Raw genomic sequence first — 19,517 nt, 5'->3', positions numbered from 1 at the left:
GGTGCCGCCCGGCCCCCGCGGGCGAGGCGCCGCGGGGTCGCGGCGTGGCAGGGGTCAGGCCGCGGCGGCGGCTCCGGCCTGGGTGAGCTGGTCGATGACCTGGCTCAGGCCCTCGACGACCTCGGAGTCGTCGGCCGGGTGGGTCTCGGCGAAGCGGACCACGGAGCCCGGGATGGAGAGCTTGGCCTCCGTGAGGACCGAGGCACCGGCGATGCGGGCGGCCTTGCGGGCCTCGTCCTGCGCCCACACGCCGCCGTACTGGCCGTAGGCGGTGCCGACCACGGCGACCGGCTTGCCGGACAGCGCACCGGCGCCGTGGGGGCGGGACAGCCAGTCGATGGCGTTCTTGAGGACGGCCGGGATGGTGCCGTTGTACTCGGGCGAGAAGAGCAGGAACGCGTCGGTCGCGGAGGCGGTCGCCCGCAGGCGGGCGGCGGCCTCGGGCACCGCGCCCTCGACGTCGATGTCCTCGTTGTAGAAGGGCACCTCCGCCAGACCCTCGTAGAGCGTGATCTCGACGCCCTCGGGGGCGTGCTTGACGGCCGCCTCGGCGAGCTGGCGGTTGTGCGAACCGGCGCGGAGGCTGCCGACGAGGGCGAGGATGCGGACGGACATGGGCGATCTCCCTGCTAGGACTGAAAGCGGACCGTGGTCCGGTTGCAAGTTCTACCAGCCAAACGGACCGCGGTCCACTTTCATTCCCGCCGCTACGCTGTGCCCATGACCGAGCCGCCCCGCACCGCCTCCTCCGTGCGCGACGCCTCCACCGGCCCCGCGGACCTCACGCTCACGCCGGCGGGCGAGCCACCACGGCTGCGCGCGGACGCCGCGCGCAACCGCAAGCGCCTGCTGGAGGTGGCGGCCGAACTCGCCGCCGAGCGCGGAGCGGCGAACGTGACCATGGAGGCCGTCGCCGCCGCGGCCGAGGTCGGCAAGGGGACGGTGTTCCGGCGCTTCGGCGACCGCGCGGGGCTGATGCTGTCGCTGCTCGACCACATCGAGCAGCAGATCCAGGCGGCCTTCCTCACGGGCCCGCCGCCCCTGGGGCCGGACGCCCCACCGCTGGAGCGGCTGCGCGCCTTCGGCCCCGCGGTCATGCGCCACGAGCACACCCATAGCGACCTTTACATAGCGGCGCGCCGGGAGCACAGCCGCCGCTTCAACCCGTCGTACCAGGTCAGGCTCACGCACCTGACCTTGCTGCTCCGGCAGGCGGGCGCCCCCGGAGACGTCGAACTGACCGGGCACACCCTGCAGGCCTACCTCGACACCGTGCTCGTCGAGTACCTGCTCTCGACCCGGCGCATGCCCATGGAGCGGCTGGACGCCGGCTGGCACGACCTGGTCGACCGCCTCGGCACCCCCCGCTAGCGCCGGCCGCCCGGCATCGGGCCGTCGCCGAGCGGCGGGTCCGGACGGGCTTCACGCGGTCCCCCATGCCTCCCGATGCGTCGGCATTGGCTCCGCGTGCTCCGAGGGTCCGGCGACCGACGGCCAACCGCCCTATGCTGGACGGGATTTCGTCCGACAGAGGTCCCGCACTGGCCCCGGACGGGACCGCCTGGCGGGACGCGCCCGGCCGGCGCCGTCAACGGCAGCCGCAACTGCGTGCCCCTCGTGTCGTGATCCCGACAGCAGGCGTAAATACGCCGCTGTTCGTGTGCCGTTTACCGGCCCGTTGAATCGTTTAACTCGCTAGCATGCGGCGGACATTGGATGGATCTAACGTGAAGGATCCCCTGTGAGACCGCTCTTCCCGGGCCGAACTGGCCTGCCGATCGTCGCGGGTGTCGCGGCAATGCTGATGGCGATCCCACCGGCGTCTGCCAGTGACCACGCCACGGCCTCCCCCTCGTCGGACCCCGTGGTCGTGACCGGCGGGGCCCACTCCGGCTCCACCCCGCGTACCGTCACCCTCATCACCGGCGACCGGGTCACCGTCACGCCGGGCGGCGACGGCCGCGCCTCCGTGACCGTGGAGGGCCCCCGTGGCCACCGCGCGGACGTCCGCATCACCACGCAGCGCGGCGACACCTACGTCTACCCGTTCGCCGCCGAGCGGTACGTGTCGGCCGGGCTGCTCGACACCGACCTCTTCAACGTCACGCGGCTCATCGCCGACGGTTACGACGACGCGCGGTCCAAGGGCCTGCCCGTCATCCTGACCTACTCCTCCGACACCGGCCGGAGGCTCGCGGCACCGTCCCTCCCCGAGGGGGCCACCGGCGCACGGCCACTGACCAGCATCGACAGCACCGCCACCACCCAGGACCACAACCAGGCGCCGGAGTTCTGGGCCGACCTGACCGGCCAGGCCGCCCCGCAGGACACCCCGCAGGCGACCGCGAAGGCCAAGGCGAGCGGCCTGGCGCTGACCGGCGGCATACGCAAGGTGTGGCTCGACGGCAAGGTCAAGGCCGACCTCGCGGACAGCGTCGCGCAGATCGGCGCCCCCGACGTGTGGGCCGGGGGCGACACGGGCCAGGGCGTGGACGTCGCCGTCCTCGACACCGGCTACGACCCCGGGCACCCCGACCTCGACGGAGTCGTCACCGACTCCCGCAGCTTCGTGCCCGGTGAGGACGTCGACGACCACCACGGCCACGGCACCCACGTGGCGTCCACCATCGCCGGCAACGGCGCCGCGTCCGACGGCAAGGAGAAGGGCGTCGCCCCCGGCGTGCGGCTGCACGTGGGCAAGGTCCTCAGCAACGCGGGCAGCGGTTCCGACTCCTGGATCATCAGCGGCATGGAGTGGGCCGCCCGCGAGGCCAAGGCCCGCGTGGTCAGCATGAGCCTCGGCAGCGACCAGCCCACCGACGGCACCGACCCGATGAGCCAGGCGGTCAACGAGCTCAGTGCCGAGACCGGCACGCTGTTCACCATAGCCGCCGGCAACTCCGGTCCGTACGAGGGCACCGTGGCCGCCCCCGGCGCCGCGGACGCCGCGCTCACCGTCGGCGCCGTCGACTCCTCCGACGCCATCGCCGACTTCTCCAGCCGCGGCCCCCGCTTCCGGGACGACGCGATGAAGCCGGAGATCACCGCACCCGGCGTCGACATCCTGGCGGCCCGCTCGCAGTGGGCGCCCTTCGGGTCCGGCTCGTACGCCACCCTCAGCGGCACCTCGATGGCCACCCCGCACGTCGCGGGCGTCGCCGCGCTGGTCGCGGCCGAGCACCCGGACTGGAACGGGGCCCGGATCAAGGACGCCCTGGTCTCCACGTCCGTCGCCACGCCGGACATCCCCGCCGACTCGGGCGGCAACGGGCGCGTGGACGCGGTGGCCGCCACCAGCAGCACGCTCGTGGCCACCGCCGTCGCCGACGCCGGCATCCACCCCCCGGGCACCACGTCCGGCGAGACCGTGACCCGTACCGTGGAGTGGGCCAACTCCGGTGACACCGCCGTCACCGTGACCCCGCGGCTGGACGCCCCGGGCGCGCCCGAGGGCCTGTTCACCGTGGCGGACCGACAGGTCACCGTCCCCGCCCACGGCACCGCCTCCACCACCGTGACCACCACGCCCGACCGGGCCGCGGCCGGATCACGCTTCACCGGGCACGTCGAGGGCGTCGTCGACGGCAAGGCCGTCACGCGCACCCTCCTCGCGGTGAGCACCCGTGACGAGTACCACCACCTGCGCGTCCACGTCACCGACCGGGCCGGCGACCCGCTGGTCGGCCTGGTGATGTACCAGCGCAAGGGCGACGAGTACGCGCAGGCGCTCTACACCGACCTCGACGGCGTGCTCGACACCGTCGTCCCGCCGGGCACGTACACCGTCTGGACCTGGGGTGCCGTGCGCGGCGTCCACGGCGAGTCCTCCTACGGGCGGGCGCTGCTGGCCAGGACCGGCGTCGTGGTCGGCAACGCCGACACCGACACGACGCTGGACGGGACGAAGCTGCGCAGGACGGAGGTCGTCACGCCGAAGACCTCCACGGACAGCGACATCCGCATGGACTTCAACCAGTCCTTCAAGGACGGCTCCCCGGCGATCACGGACACCGCGACCGTCGGCGACGGCTTCGACAGCGTGTGGGCGCTGCCCATGCCCAAGGCCTCCGGCGGCGACCTGGCGTACACCGTGCGCTGGCGCATGCAGCAGCCGCTGCTGGCGCTCTCCTCCGGCGACCAGGTCTTCGACGACCTGTGGCTGCAGCCCGGCTCCGGCCGTCCCGCCGAGGGCACCAGGACGCTGCCCGCCGTCTTCGCCGGCAAGGGCACCGCGGCCGAGTACGCGGCCGCCGGCGCCAACGGCAAGGTGGCCGTGGTCCGCTACACCGGGGACGACGACCAGATCACCGACGCCAAGAAGGCGGGCGTCGCCCTGCTGGTCGTGGTGAACGACCTGGACGGCCGGCTGCGCGAGCCGGTGCGCCGCACCGACCTCGCCATCGCGGGCATCTCCCGCACCGAGGGCGAGACCCTGATCGGCCGTATCCAGGACAGCGGTTCCGGCTCGGTGCCGATGCGGGTCGTCGGTCACGCCGAAACGGACTACCTCTACGACCTGGTGCACACCTGGCACGGCACGGTCCCGCAGAGCCAGCGCTACGCGCCGGCCGAGCACCGGCTCGCCCGGGTCGACGTCGGGTTCCGCAACGAGCCCGGCACCGAGGTCGACGAGTTCCGCTACGACATCCAGCCGTACCTCGGCGTGAAGGTCGGCGGCACCCGGCTGTCGACGGCCGGCGCCGAGCGCACCGACTGGGTCACCCCGTCCGGCGAGGCGACCTGGATGGAGGAGGCCGCCAACGGCATCCGCTCGATCCAGTTCTCCGGGCTGGTCGGCTACCCGGCGGGACGCACCACCGACGTCCAGTGGTTCGGGCCCGTGGAGCACCCGCGGATGAACGAGAGCCAGTGGCTGCCGCAGCGCAACGGTGACGTCCTCGACGTCACCATCCCGGCCTGGGGCGACGGCGGTCGCGACCACGCGGGTGTGGTCGGTCCGGGCACCACTTCCCAGGTGAACGAGCTCTACCGGGGCGGTGAGCTGGTCACCCGCACCGAGGGCGGCTGGCTGGGCGGCGACGTCCCGGCGGCGTCGGGCCGGTACCGGCTCGTGACGTCCACCGAGCGGACGGAGGGGTACCCGTACTCCACCGCGACGCGCACGGAGTGGGGCTTCTCCTCGGCGACGCCGGGCACGGACGACCCGCAGGTGCTCCCGCTCCTGCAGCTCGACTACGGGATCCGCACCGATGCGGGCGGCGCCGCGCGACGTGACGCCGAACTCACGGTGAGCGCTGCCCCGTTGCCGGGCACGTCGGCCTCGCGGGTCCGTACCGACGCGGTGGAGGTCTCGTACGACGACGGCCGTACGTGGCACAAGTCCGCCCTGCGCGGCGCGGAGGACGGCGCCGCGAGGGTCCGCCTGGACGCGCCGCGGCGTGCAGAGTTCCTGTCGCTGCGCGTGCGTGCCTCGGACAAGCAGGGCAACACGGTGACGCAGACGGCGATCCGGGCGACCGGCCTCGCCTGATCCGCGTCCGCACGCTGCGCGGCCGGTCCCTCCGGGGGCCGGCCGCGCTGTCGTTCGCGGTGCTCCCCTCCTTGCCGCGACACGGCAGGCCGGAGGGGGCGTCCGCTGCCGGCAGCGGGCCTGGGCCGCACTCGGCGCGGCGTGGTCGGATGGGCGGTACGGGGTCGCGCGGGGGTGAGGAGACAGGGTGGGATCGGCGGAGCGGAAGTCACCGACCTGGATATGGCTCTTGATCGCGGTGGCGGCGCTGGCCATCGGGGTGGCAATGGTCTTCCTGACGCGCGACGCGCTGGAGCGGGAGCGTGAGTTCCGGGCCGCGCCGCCGTGCGTCTCCGCACCCGTGGAGGTGTCGGACTGCCGGTGGGAGCAGTCCTTCACCGTGCGGTCGGTGGAGACGCACAGCGGCAAGCGGAAGTCGCCCGAGGCGGATTTCCTGCTGCCGTCCGGCAAGCCGTGGCACCTGACCTTCCGGTGGCCCGGTCCCGTGCTGTCGCAGTTGGAGCCGGGCGACAAGGTCGTCGGCCTGATCTGGCGGGGGCAGGTCGTCGAGGTGCGGAACTCCGCGGGAACCTCGCAGGAGACGAGCGACGGGCCCCTGGAGTGGCCCGAGGACCGCCTCGGCGGCGCGCTCGCCGGCCTCTCGACCGGCCTGATGGCGCTCGTCGGAGCGCTGTGGGCGCTCCTGGCACCGGGGCCGCGGCATGCCAAGGCCGCGAGGGCCGTGCGGTGGCACGGCGTCGCCATGGGTGTCGCGGCCATCGTGACGCTCTGGGTGCAGGCGGCCAACGACTGGCCGATGTGGTCCATCCCGGCGGTCTGGGGGCCGCTGGCGCTGGCGCTGCTGGCCTCGGCGGTGGCCTTCGCCGTCGACGCCCTCCGCGGCGAATCCGACGGCGACGCCTCGCCCTCCACGGGGTCGCCCCGGGCGCCGGAGGGTCTGCCGAGCGCGGGCTCGGGGCCGGGGACCGTACGTCCCTGATCCGGCCGGGCCCCATGACGAGAACAGTGCCGGCCCCCTCGTCACCGAGGGGGCCGGCAGCGTCGCGTGGGGCCCGTCAGCCGATGGTGACGAGGGTGCCCGCCGCGTTGGGGTAGCCGATGTAGGCGGTCGCGGGACGGTCGGACGGGACGCCGCTCCACGAGGCGGTCAGCGTCAGCGGGACGCCGGGCTTCGTGGCGGGGTTCCGCGGTGTCACCGTGAACGTGCCCTGCGTCGGCGCGCTGTCCGGGCCGACCAGGTTGGCCTGGAAGGAGAACGGGAAGTCCGTCAGCTCCGGCTGGCCGCCCAGCGTCATGACGACGGCCAGGTACTTCCCGGCCTTCATGCTCGGCAGGCTCACCACCGGCCGTGTCTGGTCCAGGGCGAGGTCCCCGACGATGTACGGGTCCTGGCCGTCTCCCGGGTCGTACGCGAGCAGCAGGGTGAGGCGGGCCTCGGGGTTGTCGGGCGTGACTAAGAACTGCCCCGCCTGCGTGCCCTCCGGCACCGTGAAGGCGAAGTCCTGCTCGGGCTTGTCGGTGGACACCGCGTTGCGCACCGGGGTGCCCGCGACCGGACCGCGGGGGGTCAGCGCGAGCGAGGTGGTGCCCGGCGTCACCTGGAAGGAGACACTGCCGCTGCCCGCGGTGCCGGACACCTGGTCGGGGGCGATCAGGCTCCACGGGGTAAGGACGACCGGGCTGCGCACGCCGGTGCGGCCGTGCCGCCAGGTGAGGCCACCGGTGACGGTCTCGCCGGACCGCCCGGTCGTCAGCTCGAAGCTGACGGTGAACCTGGCCTTCTGGCCTGCCCTGCTGAAGTGCAGTACGGACGGGTGGACGGTGGCCTTGACCCCGGGCACCGAGATCGAGGCCCGGTAGGTGCCCGGCGTCACGGCGGTGACGGTGCGGGTCACGGTCTGCGAGCCGACCATCCGGCCGATGGCGATCGACGGGTAGTTGAGATCGCTGGGGTCCACGGCCTTCGTCCCGCTGCCGGTGTCGACGCCCAGGCCCTCCAGGTAGCCCAGCCAGTCCTTCTCGGTGGAGTCGTAGACCAGGCCCGGCTCGAACATGCCCGCCGGCCGCACCTCACCGGCGCCCTGCGCGAACAGGTCGGTGTTCTTCGCACCGCTCGCCGTCTTCGTGTCGACGGCGGTCGTCATCATCGCGGACTTCACGGCCATCGGCGACCACGAGGGGTGCTCGGCCAGGTAGAGCGCGGCGAGCCCGGCGATGTGCGGGGTCGCCATCGAGGTGCCGGTCATGAAGTCGTAGTCGTGGCCGAAGTTGGAGGCGGGCGCGACGGCCGCGAGGATGCCGACGCCCGGGGCGGCGATGTCGGGCTTGAGCAGGTCGCCGTTGTTCACGGTCGAGGGACCGCGCGAGGAGAACGGCGCGATCTGCGGGTACGGCTGACCGGTCGTGCCGCCCGGGAGCAGACTCACCTCGGCGCCCGCGGTGGCGGCGTACGCCCGGACGTCGGTGGCACCGGGGGTGTTGAGGTGCACCGTGGGCACCGCGTGCAGGTCGCCGTCGGTGTCGAGGTCGCTGACGTTGACCAGGACCATGCCGACGCCGCCGGCCCGCTGGACCTCGTGGGACTTGTCGACGCGCGGGTTGACGCCCCGGTCGCAGACGACGATCGCGCCGGCGGCCTTCGCCGGGTCGAGGGTGCCGTCCTGGCACAGCGCGGCGTCGCCGGCGGAGGCGGCGGCGTTCTTCACCTTCTCGGCCAGCACGAGGGGCTTCGGACCGAGCGGGGAGTCGACGGTGGTGCTTCCGCCGACGTAGGTGTCGCCGTTGCCGAGGCGCACGGTGGCCTCGTAGGGCGCCAGGGTGCTCGCGGCCACCGTGGTCGTCCACGGGGCGACGTTGTCGGCGGAGGAGACCTCGGGGCCGGAGTTGCCGGCCGCGGTGGCGACGAAGACGCCCGCGGCCGCGGCGGTGCGGAAGGCGGCCTGCACCGGGGAGTCCGGCGCGGTCTCGATGACCGAGCCCGCGGAGTAGTTGAGGACGTCGACGCCGTCGGCGACCGCCTGGTCGACGGCCGCGACGATGTCGGAGGTCATGCCGCCGCTGTCGCCGGCCGCCTTGCCGGTCCAGAACGCCTTGTAGACGGCGATCGCGGCGGCCGGCGCGACACCGGAGACCTCGCCGAGGTGCCGTCCGTCGACGGTGACGTCGACCCCGCTGTCGCCCGCGGCGGTGGATGCGGTGTGCGTGCCGTGGCCCTCGCCGTCCCGCGCGGAGACGTAGTCGGCGCGGCGCTCCGCGGGCACCTGGGCCAGCCAGGCGTCGCCGAACCAACGGGCGCTGATCAGCTTGCTGTTGCAGGCGTCGGCGGTGAACTCCTCGCCGGCCTGGCAGGTTCCGGTGAAGGTGCCGCCGTCCGCCTTCCGCATGACAACCTTGTCGCCCTTGCGGTAGGGGCGGTACGGGTCCTTCGACGTGGGCCGCGCGGTGCCCAGCGGGGCAGCGGCGAAGGAGCGGCTCTCCGGCCAGATGCCGGTGTCGATGTCGCCGACGACGACACCGCGGCCGGCCTGCTTGGTGCCGCCGAGGGCCGACCACAGGCCGTGCCGCCCGGTGAGCCCGAGGAAGTCCTGCGAGTTCCGGTCGTCGGAGACCTTGTTGAGGGTGTCGGGCGCGACCGACAGCACTCCGGGGGCCTTGGAGAGTTCCGCCACCTGCGTGGCGGACAGGTCCGCGGTGAAGCCGTTGGTGACCACGGAGTACCGGTGCTCGATCCGCGCGCCCACCGAGGCCGCCGCGGCGCGCTGGGCGTCGGTGAGGTGGGCGCGGTAGCGCACGGCGTCCGCGTCGGCCAGGTCGACCTTGGCGCCCGGCGCGGGGGCGGTGCCGGGTATGCCGTCGACTCCCCCGCGGTAGGCGGCGATCGGCCGGTCGGCGAGGGTGACGATGTAGCGGCCCGCGACGAGGTGGCCCGCCACCGGGACCGGCTCGGGCCCGCCGGCGGGAGCGGCCTGGGAGGGGACGGCGGACGACAGGGCCAGTGCGAGGGCGGTGGCCGCCACCAGGGCGGCCGGTCTGATGCGTGACTTCGAGGTCACGTTCGGTCCTCCAGAGGGAAGAGGCCAGGGACGTCACCGCGCGTCCGGGCGCGGTGGGGTGTCGGGGGCGGGTAAGGGACCGCCGCTCCCGGTGCGGGTGTGAGGAACGATTCAAAAGTGAACGTCCCACGACCGTTCGATGTCCAGATAATCTTGTGGCGTCTTCGGACAGTTGGCGGACCACGCCATCACGAGGAGCGCGTACGTGCTGCAGGCCCTGGGTATCAACGAGTTCGACGAGGACGTCTACCGCGCCTTCCTCGACCGGGCCGGCCTCGACGCACAGGAGTACGCCGGAACCGCGGGGGTCTCCCCGGAGCGGGTCCGCCACGCCGTGGCACGGCTGGCCGGACTCGGTCTCCTGCGCCGTGACGACAGGGGCGAGTTCCGCCCCGTCGGGCCCGGTACCGCGCTCACCGCCCTGCTCGACCGGCGTCGGCTGGAGGCCGAGGCGGCCTTCGCCGGGGTGCGGTCGGTCGTCGACGACCTCGCCGAGGAGTACCGGGCCGGACGGCTGCGCAGCGACCCCGGCAGCCTGGTGGAGGTGCTGTCGGGACGTGACGTCGTCGCGCCGCGCATCTACGAACTCAACCGCTCGGTCAGCACCCACGTCTGGGTGCTCGACAAGCCGCCGTACCTCGACCGTGCGGACGGGCTCCCCCACACCAACGAGGCCGAGAAGGCGTCGACCGCCGCCTGGGCGCGCGACGGAGTCGACATCCGCTCGGTCTACTGCCCGGAGTCCATGGAGCGGCCGGGCCGTTTCGAGACGGTGCTGGAGATGGCCGCGCTCGGCGAGCAGGCACGGATGCTGCCCAGCCTCCCCTTCAAGCTGCACATCATCGACCGCCGCGTGGCCCTCGTCCCGCTGGTCGGCGGGGTCTACGACAGCCTCGCCGTCGTCCACCCGTCCGGTCTGCTGGACGCCCTCATCGAGCTGTACGAGGCGTACTGGGCCAGGGCCGAGCCGATCGGCGCACCGGCACCGGCGGCCGGCGAGGAGGGCCCCACCCCGGAGGAGGTCGCGCTGCTGACGATGCTCCGTGCCGGGCTCAAGGACCAGGCGATCGCCCGTCAGCTGGGGTTGAGTACACGGACGGCGACCCGCCGCATTGCGGCGCTCATGGCACGGCTTGACGCGAGCACGCGCTTCCAGGCCGGGGCGGAGGCGCACGCGCGTGGCTGGATCTGATCCTTCCTGACGGCACATCACACCGGAATCGATCACAAGCGGTCAAGTGCACACGGAGCGGGCCGAGTCGGGCCACCATCGGTGCATGAACGCATCCGCGACCGCCGCACTCACCCCGCTCCCCGACGGAGTCTGGTCCACCCTGTCCGCCGCCCGTGAGGCGTACCGGGCCGCCGTCCCGGCCGCGTACGACGAGGTGCTGACGGAGGTCGCGGAGCGCGCCCGGGACAGCGGAAGCCTGGGCAAGACGGACATCGCCGCTCTGGTGGTGTGGAAACGGCTGCAGGCGAGCACCGCGTGGGTCGTCGAGCTGATGAACCTGCTCGACGCGGAGGTCCGGGCCGTCACGGCCGCGGCCGTGCACGCGGTCCGCGACCAGGACGCCCCGCGCGGCGCGGCCGCCCGCGAGGGCCGCAGAGCCCTGCTCCCCCTGCCCGGCTGCCGCCACGGCGACGCGCTGGCCTCGGCCCTGCTCACCGCCGCCGCGCCGGACCGGATGGCCGTCTACGACCGCCGCGCCCAGTTCGGCCTGGAGCGGCTGGGCTACCAGCTGACACCGGCGCCGGGCCGCTACGGCCGCTACATGGACCTCCTCGACGACCTGCTCGTCCGCTCCGGCCCCGGCGCCGACGGCTGGACCGCCCGTGACGTCGACACGGCCCTGTACTGGCTCGGCCGCCAGGCCACGGCGGCGCCCGGGGACGCCGAGGACGAGTAGGGGTCCGGGCGGGCACAAAAGCGATCCGGGCCGGGCCGGGGCACGGGACCGGTCAGCCGGCCCGGCGTACCTCGATCAGCAGGGCCTGCTCGGGGTTGAGCTGCGGCATCGGCAGGCCTGCGGCGGTGAGGAGCGCGCCGGGGAGGGTGAGGCGGTCGTCGATCGCCTCGGTGAGCCAGGCCGGGCCGCTCCTCTGGTGGAAGGACGGCAGGCCGAGGTCGGTGCGGACTCGTACACGGTAGCGGAGGGCCGGGTCGAGCCCGGGCAGCGGTACCCGCCCGGACTGGCCCTCCGCGGAGGTCGCCACACGGGCCCAGCAGTAGAGCGCGGCCGTGCTGTCGTGGGCGACGACGCCGTGCAGCAGCGTCGCGTCGCCGGGGAGGTCGGCGCGGACGGTGCGCCCGCCGTGCAGCAGCGGGCGCAGTTCCCGGTACAGGGCGGTCCACGCGGTGAGCCGGGCCGCCTCCTCCTCCGTGCAGCGGGTGATGTCCTGCTCGATACCGGGGTGGCCGAAGAGCGCGGTGGCCAGACGGAAGGTGTCGGAACCGACGCGTGCGGTGGTGTGGCTGGGGTTGGGGCCGACGTGGGCGCCGACGAGCTCCGGAGGGAGCAGTTGGCCCGTCCACCGCTGGATGGACTGCCGCTCCACCGGGTCGTTGCAGTCGGAGGCCCACACCCGGTCGGTCCTGGCGAGGATCCCCAGGTCGACCCGGCCGCCACCGCTGGCGCAGCTCTCGATCTCCAGGCCCGGGTGGCGCTGCCGGAGGGTGTGCAGCAGGCCGTACAGCGCCTCGACCTGGGCGCGCGCCACAGGGTGGTCGGCCGGCCCGCTCACGGCCTCGTGCACCTCGCGGTTGTGGTCCCACTTGAGGTACGCGATGCCGTACTCCGCGACGAGGGCGTCCAGGGCCCCCAGCAGGTGGGCGACGACGCCGGGGTGGGAGAGGTCGAGGACGTGCTGCTGCCGGGCCGGGGGGCCAACGCCGCGCGCGGGGGCGAGGACCCAGTCCGGGTGCTCGCGTGCCAGGTCCGAGTCGAGGTTGACCATCTCGGGTTCGACCCACAGGCCGAACTCCATGCCCAGGGAGCGCACGTGGTCGGCGAGCGGCGCCAGCCCGGCGGGCCACACCTTCCGGTCGACCGTCCAGTCACCGAGGCCCGCGCGGTCGGAGCGGCGGCCGCGGAACCAGCCGTCGTCCAGGACGAAACGCTCGACGCCGACCTCGGCCGCGCGGTCGGCGAGCCGCAGGAGGCGTTCCGGGTCGTGGTCGAAGTAGACGGCCTCCCAGCTGTTGAGGATGACCGGGCGCGGGCGGCGCGGGTGGCCGGGGCGGTCCCGGAGCAGGGTGTGGAAGCGGTCGGCGAGCCCGTCGAGGCCGTTGCCGGACCAGGCGTAGTGGCAGACGGGGGTGCGGTGCGTGTCGCCGGGCGCGAGCCGGACCTCGCCGGCGCGCAGCAGTTCCCCGCCGCCGAGCACGGAGGCGTGGACCCCGGCGCCCTCGGGCAGTTGCTCGACGAGGTAGCGCTGGTCGCCGCTCCAGGCGACGTGCACGCCCCACACCTCGCCGTCGCGGAAGCCGAAGCCGGGTACGCCGACGGCGACGAGGTACGGCGAGTCCAGGCCGGACTTGCCGCGCCGGACGTCGCGGGCGTAAGTGCCGTGGGCGAGGGGGCGGCGCTGCGGGGAGCGTTCGCGGCTCCACTTGCCGGTGAAGTCGAGGATCTCGCCGGCCCGGCGGGGCAGCGGGAGCAGCGCGGTGACCTGCGCGAGGTCGTACGGGGCCGGGTCAGCGGCCGGCTGCCGGGTGAGCTCGCTGTGGACGGCGAGCACGCCGGAGGGCTCCAGCCGGTAGGTGATCGTGATGTCGAGCCCCGCGGCGGCGTCGGTGAGGGAGACGGCCAGTTCGCCGCCCTCGGCGTCCTGGCGGACGGAGGTGCCGGTGGTCGTCGGGCGGGGGGCTCCGGCGCCGCCGTCGAGGTGCCCGTGGTGCGCGGGGGTGCCGGCCCAGCCGTCCGCCTCGGTGGGCCAGACGGTGAAGCGGCGGGGCAGGTCGAGGGAGTTGTTGAGGACCGCGGGCTCCGCGGTCAGGCTGAGGACGGCCAGGTCGTCGGCGGACAGCGGCCCGAGGTCGGCCCCCCAGTGGAGCACCCTGGGCACCGGCTCGGTGAGTTCGACGACGAACGCGGTGCCGGCCGCGCGCAGCGCGACGATCCGAGCGGTGCTGTCTGCCATGGGGGGGGAGTCCTTTCGGTGTGCCGCGCCGCCGAACGGCCCCGGGTGGGGGCGCGTCCGGCGGCGGGGGCTCGGTTCGCTTCCGGTGGCTCAGTTCTTCGCGAGGAGGGTCTTGCTCTGCTTCTGCATGTCCGCGAAGACGGAGTCGTCCTTCTGCCCGGCGAAGTAGCCCTCGAACAGCGGGTTCAGCGCGTCCTGCACCGCGGCGCCGTTGCCGTAGACCGGGGACGGGTACAGGACCTTGTCCTTCAGCATGCTCGTGAAGACCGACAGGTCGACCCCGTCGGTGGCCAGTGCCTTCGTCGCCGCGTCCATGGAGGCGGGGATGGACGGGAAGAACGTCCCGGTGAGGGACGCCTTGGACTGGCAGGCCTCGGAGCCCATGTAGGACACCCACTTCCAGGCCAGTTCGGGGCTCTTGGTGCCCGCCCAGATGTTGTTGCCGTTGGAGTTGCTCATCACGGCGCGGGTCTTGCCGTCGGGGCCGTAGGGGGGCGCCGCGATGCCGGTCTTGACGCCGGGGATCTTGGCGAAGGTGGAGGCGGACCAGGAACCGCCGATCTCCATGGCCACCTTGTGGGAGGAGAGCAGGTCGACGTCGCTGACGCTGGAGGTGAACTCGCCGATCTTCGGCGCGTAGCCCTTCTCCGTCAGGGAGCGCGCCCAGTTGAGCGTCTTCACCAGCCGCGGGTCGGCGTAGTTGAAGACGGTCGGCCAGCTCTCCTTGTCGCCGAGCCGCCACCCGGTGCTGGAGGCGAACGGGCTCCAGGAGGTCTGGCCGATGAAGTCCTTGGCCGCGATCTGGCCGAAGCCGAAGGTCTTGACGTGGGCCTTGTCGAAGCCGCGCTCGTCGCCGCGGCGTCCCTTCTCGTCGATCGTGAGGTGGGCGATCATCTTGCCGAACTCGCCGCCGTCGTCGGGGTTCCACGTCACGGAGTCGACGTCGCTCTTGCTGTAGCCCGCCTTGGTGAGGGCGTCCTGGTCGTAGTACAGGCCGGCCGCGGCCCAGTCCAGCGGCAGCGCGTACTGCTTGCCGTCGGTGAACTTCCAGGCGTTCACGCCGACGGAGAAGCGGGACAGGTCGAACTTGTCCTTGGCGATGAAGTCGTCCATCGCCAGCAGCTGGTGCTGGCCGGCGTACGCCTGGAAGAACTGCACGCTGTTCTGGAAGGCGTCGGGGGCGTTGCCGGCGACGAAGCCGGCGGTCAGCTTGGTGAAGTAGTCGTCGACGTTGTACTGCGAGATCTTGACGGTCGTGCCGGGGTTGGCCTTCTCGAAGTCCGCGGCGCAGGTCTTGTACGCGGCGGCCTGCTTGTCGTCCCAGGTCCACCAGTTGACGGTCTTCGAACCGCCCGCGGTGTCCGAGCCGGAGGAGCAGGCGGACAGCACCGCGGCGAGGGTGAGCGTGGCCCCGAGGGCGACGACTCTGCGCATTCTCATGATTCCTTCTTTCGGGACGGTTCCTGGTGAGGGTGGTGGGACGACGTCTTGAGGAGCGCGCGGAAGGCGCTCAGGGCGATGACCAGGTCCTCGGGGCCGCCGGCGTCGTGGCCGTTGAACTCCCACAGCCGCATCTGCTTCGGCCCGCCGTAGCGGTGGTAGGCGGCGAGGGTGGTGGCCGGCGGGCAGACCTCGTCGCGCAGGCCGGCGGAGAACCAGGCGGGCGCGGTGGCGCGGCGGGCGAAGGCGAGGCCGTCGAAGTAGCCCAAGGTCCGGAAGGTCTGCTCGACCAGGTCCCGGCGCGCGCCGAGGTAGCCGATGAGCTCGGCGTACGGCTGCTCGCCGGTGAGCCGGACGGCCTGCCGGATGTCGCACAGGAACGGCGCCTGGAAGTGCGCCGCCCGCAGCCCGGGGACGAGACCGGCGACCGCGAGGGCGATCCCGCCGCCCTGGCTGGGGCCGGTCACCGCGACGCGGTCGGGGTCGGCGTGCGGCGAGGTGCGCAGGGCCTCCACGGCGCGTACGGCGTCGGTGAAGACGCGGCGGTAGACGTAGGTGTCCTTGTCCTCGACGCCGCGGGTGAGGAACCCGGGGTGCGACGGGCCGCTGCCGACCGGGTCGCCGGTGGCGCCGCCGCCCGCCCAGGCGCCGCCCTGGCCCCGGGTGTCCACCAGCAGGTGGGCGTAGCCGGCGGAGGCCCAGAGCAGGTCCTCGACGGGGGCGCCGCGTCCGCTGCCGTAGCCGTGGAACTGCACGACGGCGGGCAGGGGGCCGCCGCGGTGGCGGGGCAGCCGGAGCCAGCCGTGGACCGGGTGGCCGCCGAAGCCGGGGAAGACGGCGTCGTAGACGTCCACGGTCTCCAGGTCGGTGTCGACCGGGGTGAGTTCGAGCCGTGGCTCGTGGACGCGGGCGGCCTCCAGGGTGTCCTTCCAGAAGGCGTCGAAGTCCGCGGGCTCGCGGTACGCGCTGCGGTAGGCCCACAGTTCGGGGACGTCGTCCTCGGTCAGCACGGCCGGGCCTCCTCGTGCGGGGTGAGGCCGGCGTCGAGAGTGACGGCGGCGCCGGTACGGACGCGTACCCGGGTGGTGCGGTCGCCGTGGCGGACCGTCACCGGCTCGGTGTCGTCCCCGGCGAGCCGGCGCAGGGTCACGGTGGTGAGGGCGCCGTCCTGCCAGCTGAAGTCGGCCGCCAGTCCGCCGCGGCAGCGCAGGTCGGTGGCCTCGCCCTCGCGCCACTGCGCGGGGAGCGCGGGCAGCAGGCGGACGGTGCCGTCGTGGCTCTGCAGCACCATCTCGGTGAGCGCGGCCATGAGCCCGTAGTTGCCGTCGATCTGGAACGGCGGATGGGTGGAGAAGAGGTTGGGGAGCAGACCGCCCCACTGCGAGCCGTCGACGGGCGCGTCGGTGTCCGGGTCGCCGGTGAGCGGCCGGCTCGCCTCCAGGAGGAGCGAGCGGGCCGTCGCGGCGTCGCGCAGCCGGGCGCGCAGGGCGATCTTCCACGCCCAGGACCAGCCCATCGCGCCGGGACCGCGCCGGTCCAGCAGGGCCGCGGCGGCGACGGCGAGTTCCGGGGTGCGGTCGGGGTCGACCTGGCCGAGCGGGTGGACGGTGACCAGCTGGGAGAGGTGGCGGTGGTGGGGGTCCTGTTCGGGGAGGTCGTCGGCCCACTCCTGGAGCCAGCCGCCCGCGGCGATCCGGGGCGGGTGCAGATGCGGCAGGGTGGCGGTGATGCGGCCGCTCAGCGGGGTGTCGATGCCGAGGAGCGCGGCGGCGCGCAGGGTGCGTTCGAGGACGGCCCGGGTGAGTGCGGTGTCCATGGTGGAGGAGCGGGTGAGCGCGGCCATGGAGCCGTCGGGGGTGAGGTAGTGGTTCTCCGGCGAGGTGGAGGGGAGGGTGCCCAGCCGTCCCGTTCCGTCGTCCACCAGCCAGTCGAGCAGGAACTCGGCGCAGCCGCTGAGCAGCGGCCAGGCGCGTTCGCGCAGGAAGGCGGTGTCCTGGGTGAACTCCCAGTGGTCCCACAGGTGCTGGGCGAGCCAGGCGCCGCCCATCTGCCAGATCGCCCAGGACGCGGCGCCGTGGCCCATGCCGACGGGCAGCGCCCAGCCCCACATGTCGGTGTTGTGGTGGGCGACCCAGCCGCGGGCGCCGTACAGCTGCTCGGCCACGCCCCTGCCGTGCGCGGCGACGCGGTCCAGGAGGTCGAACAGCGGCTCGTGGCAGGGGCCGAGACCGGCGGCCTCGGCGCCCCAGTAGTTCATCTGGGTGTTGATGTTGATCGTGTAGTTGGACGACCAGGCCGGGCGCAGGTCGGCGTTCCAGATGCCCTGGAGGTTGGCCGGCGGGCCGGTGTGCGGGCGGGAGGCGGCGGCCAGGAGGTAGCGGCCGAGCTGGAACAGCACGGTGGCGGTGAGGAGTTCGTCCTCGCCGGAGAGGATGTCGCGGGCCACGTCGTAGGTGCCCGAGCGGCGCGGTCCGATGCGCAGCGAGGTGCCGCCGAGGAGGGCGCGCAGGTCGGTCTCGTGGGCCTTGAGCAGGTCCTCGGTGCCGCGTTCCGCGGCCCCCGCGGCACTGTCGGCGGCGGCGTCGAGGTGTGCGGCGCGGCCGGAAGGGGCGTCGAGTCCCTGCCAGTGGCGCCGCGCCTCGGTGGAGCTCGCGACGACGGCGAGGAGCCGGGTGGCGCCGGTGACGCGCAGGGCTCCCCCGTCGGCGGTGACCTCTCCGTCGGTGGTCACGCGCAGGGCGAGCGCACCGAAGGGGTCGTAGCCGTCGACGGGGCCGTCGGCGTACCGCAGCGGCTCCGGGACGTCCGGTTCGTGGGCGGGAGCCCCGTCGACGGGGATCTCCACGCCGATGACGACCCCCTCCGGACCGGCGGCGCGGTGCACCTCCCGGAGCGGGGTGGTGAGTTCCAGCCGCAGGTCCACGGAGCCGCCCCGCGCGGCCAGGGCGGTGCACAGCGTGCCGGTGGTCGCGTCGGCCCAGGTACGGCGGCCGACCGAGGTGCCGGAGGGCAGGTCGAAGGCGTCCTCGGCGATCCCGCTGTCGAGGTTGAGGGTGCGGCCCCGGTAGGTGGCGTCCTGCGCGCCGCGCACCGTCAGCCACAGGTCGGCGTAGGGCAGGTACTCCTGGCTGTACGGGCCTTCGAAGGCCATCAGGAGTTCTTCGGCGCGGTGCGGGTCACCGGCCCGGAGCGCGTCGCGGACCCGGGCGAGGCGCCCCGGGCCGGCGCCGGCGGCGACGACGTCGGCAAGTGCCTTCGCCGGTCCGCCGGGTGTGCCGGACCACACGGTGGAGTCGTTGATCTGGATCCGGGCCCGGTGGGTGCCGCCGAAGACCGCCGCGCCGAGCCGTCCGTTGCCGACGGGGGCCGCCTCGTTCCACTCGGCCGCGGGAGCGGGCCAGCGGAGCAGCAGGTCAGTGTCGTTCATGGGGTGCCGTCCTGGGGCGCGGGCGTGCTCACTTGAGCCCGGAGAAGCCGATGGAGTTCACGATCCGCTTGCCGAAGGCGAGGAAGAGCAGCAGCATCGGCAGCGCCGCGATGAGGGCGGCGGCCATCAGTCCGGCCCAGTCGGGGGCGGCCTGCGGCGAGGACTGCTTGAACACGCCGAGCGCGAGCGTCAGCGGCTGCACACTGGCGTCGTTGGTGACCAGCAGCGGCCACATGTAGTCGTTCCAGGCGTTGACGAACATCAGCAGCGACACGGTGGCGATCGGCGCCGCCGACATCGGCAGGATGATGCGGTAGAAGATCCGCAGCGGTCCCGCGCCGTCGATGATCGCGGCCTCCTCGATCTCGCTGCTCAGGCCGAGCATGAACTGCCGCAGGAAGAACACCGTGAACGCCTGGAAGAGCCCGCCGGGCAGGATGAGGCCGGCGAAGGTGTTGGTGAGGCCGAGGTCCTTGATGAACACGAAGTTCGGCAGCAGCGTGAAGACGCTCGGCACCATCAGGGCGCTGATCAGGATGCCGAACACCAGGTTGCGGCCGCGCCAGTGCAGTCGGGAGAAGGCATAGGCCGCGCAGGCGGAGAACAGCACGATGAGCACGGTCTGCACCGACGCGTAGATCACCGAGTTGCGCAGGTAGAGCGCGATGTCGAGGGACGCGCCCGAGCCGCCCTGGGCCTGGGCCTCGGCGAGGGAGGCCAGGCCCAGCGCCCGCTTGAAGGCGCCGAAGGTGAAACCGACGGGCAGGGGCGAGGAGGGGTTGGTGGCCAGCTGGTAGTTGTTGGACAGCGCGGTGCGCAGGATCCAGTAGAAGGGGAAGAGCGTGATCAGCGAGACGACGCCGAGGTAGGCCCAGGCCGCGATCCGGCCGGGGGTCGCCTTGCGGGCGCGGGGGCGCCGCACGCTCGTCGTACGGGGTGCGAGGGGGAGCGTCATCGGGGGCCT

At 73.4% G+C, this 19,517-nt stretch carries 12 protein-coding genes; 5 read left to right on the top strand and 7 right to left on the bottom strand.

From position 1 onward, the window contains the following. Window positions 1-54 precede the first annotated feature (54 nt). Window positions 55-615, bottom strand: a complete 561-nt coding sequence (locus ACFW3D_RS13395) for an NADPH-dependent FMN reductase (protein WP_500504238.1) — start codon at window positions 613-615, stop codon at window positions 55-57. Window positions 616-720: 105 nt separating this feature from the next. On the opposite strand from ACFW3D_RS13395, the gene ACFW3D_RS13390 reads away from it, so the two are divergent. The 3 genes from ACFW3D_RS13390 (at window position 721) to ACFW3D_RS13380 (ending at window position 6,470) form a co-directional block, all read left to right on the top strand. Then, window positions 721-1,371: a TetR/AcrR family transcriptional regulator gene (locus ACFW3D_RS13390; protein WP_500504237.1), complete on the top strand. Its 651-nt coding sequence runs from the start codon at window positions 721-723 to the stop codon at window positions 1,369-1,371. Between the two features lie 370 nt (window positions 1,372-1,741). Next, entirely contained in the window at window positions 1,742-5,491 is a 3,750-nt protein-coding gene (locus ACFW3D_RS13385) for a S8 family serine peptidase (protein WP_500504236.1), read from the top strand. A gap of 187 nt (window positions 5,492-5,678) precedes the next feature. Further along, complete coding sequence (locus ACFW3D_RS13380; RefSeq protein WP_500504235.1) at window positions 5,679-6,470, top strand: hypothetical protein; 792 nt, start codon at window positions 5,679-5,681, stop codon at window positions 6,468-6,470. A gap of 76 nt (window positions 6,471-6,546) precedes the next feature. On the opposite strand, the gene ACFW3D_RS13375 is transcribed toward ACFW3D_RS13380, so the two are convergent. After that, entirely contained in the window at window positions 6,547-9,543 is a 2,997-nt protein-coding gene (locus ACFW3D_RS13375; protein WP_500504234.1) for a S8 family serine peptidase, read from the bottom strand. Between the two features lie 205 nt (window positions 9,544-9,748). Between ACFW3D_RS13375 and ACFW3D_RS13370 the strand changes: the two genes are divergently transcribed. Both ACFW3D_RS13370 and ACFW3D_RS13365 read left to right on the top strand, forming a co-directional pair. Continuing rightward, a complete protein-coding gene (locus ACFW3D_RS13370) occupies window positions 9,749-10,735 on the top strand; it encodes a helix-turn-helix transcriptional regulator (protein ID WP_500504233.1) in 987 nt (328 codons plus the stop codon). An 85-nt stretch (window positions 10,736-10,820) separates the two neighbouring features. Next, window positions 10,821-11,453, top strand: a complete 633-nt coding sequence (locus tag ACFW3D_RS13365; protein WP_500504232.1) for a hypothetical protein — start codon at window positions 10,821-10,823, stop codon at window positions 11,451-11,453. A 52-nt stretch (window positions 11,454-11,505) separates the two neighbouring features. Here ACFW3D_RS13365 and ACFW3D_RS13360 read toward each other — a convergent pair whose 3' ends face one another. The 5 genes from ACFW3D_RS13360 to ACFW3D_RS13340 all read right to left on the bottom strand — a co-directional run bounded on the left by ACFW3D_RS13360 (window position 11,506) and on the right by ACFW3D_RS13340 (window position 19,508). Next, entirely contained in the window at window positions 11,506-13,686 is a 2,181-nt protein-coding gene (locus ACFW3D_RS13360; RefSeq protein ID WP_500504231.1) for an alpha-galactosidase, read from the bottom strand. A 90-nt stretch (window positions 13,687-13,776) separates the two neighbouring features. Continuing rightward, window positions 13,777-15,126, bottom strand: a complete 1,350-nt coding sequence (locus ACFW3D_RS13355) for an ABC transporter substrate-binding protein (protein WP_500504230.1) — start codon at window positions 15,124-15,126, stop codon at window positions 13,777-13,779. Further along, on the bottom strand, window positions 15,123-16,136 hold the full coding sequence (locus tag ACFW3D_RS13350; protein ID WP_500504229.1) for an acetylxylan esterase: 1,014 nt from the start codon (window positions 16,134-16,136) through the stop codon (window positions 15,123-15,125). The genes ACFW3D_RS13355 and ACFW3D_RS13350 overlap by 4 nt, the downstream gene beginning before the upstream one ends. Continuing rightward, entirely contained in the window at window positions 16,130-18,553 is a 2,424-nt protein-coding gene (locus ACFW3D_RS13345; protein WP_500504228.1) for a glycosyl hydrolase family 95 catalytic domain-containing protein, read from the bottom strand. Before ACFW3D_RS13345 ends, ACFW3D_RS13350 begins: the two co-directional genes overlap by 7 nt. A gap of 28 nt (window positions 18,554-18,581) precedes the next feature. Then, window positions 18,582-19,508: a carbohydrate ABC transporter permease gene (locus ACFW3D_RS13340; RefSeq protein WP_500504227.1), complete on the bottom strand. Its 927-nt coding sequence runs from the start codon at window positions 19,506-19,508 to the stop codon at window positions 18,582-18,584. Between the last annotated feature and the right edge of the window lie 9 nt (window positions 19,509-19,517).

The sequence above is a fragment of the Streptomyces sp. NPDC058864 genome (genome assembly GCF_042742985.1).
Taxonomy (GTDB): Bacteria; Actinomycetota; Actinomycetes; order Streptomycetales; family Streptomycetaceae; genus Actinacidiphila.
This window is presented reverse-complemented; position numbering and strand designations above follow the sequence as displayed.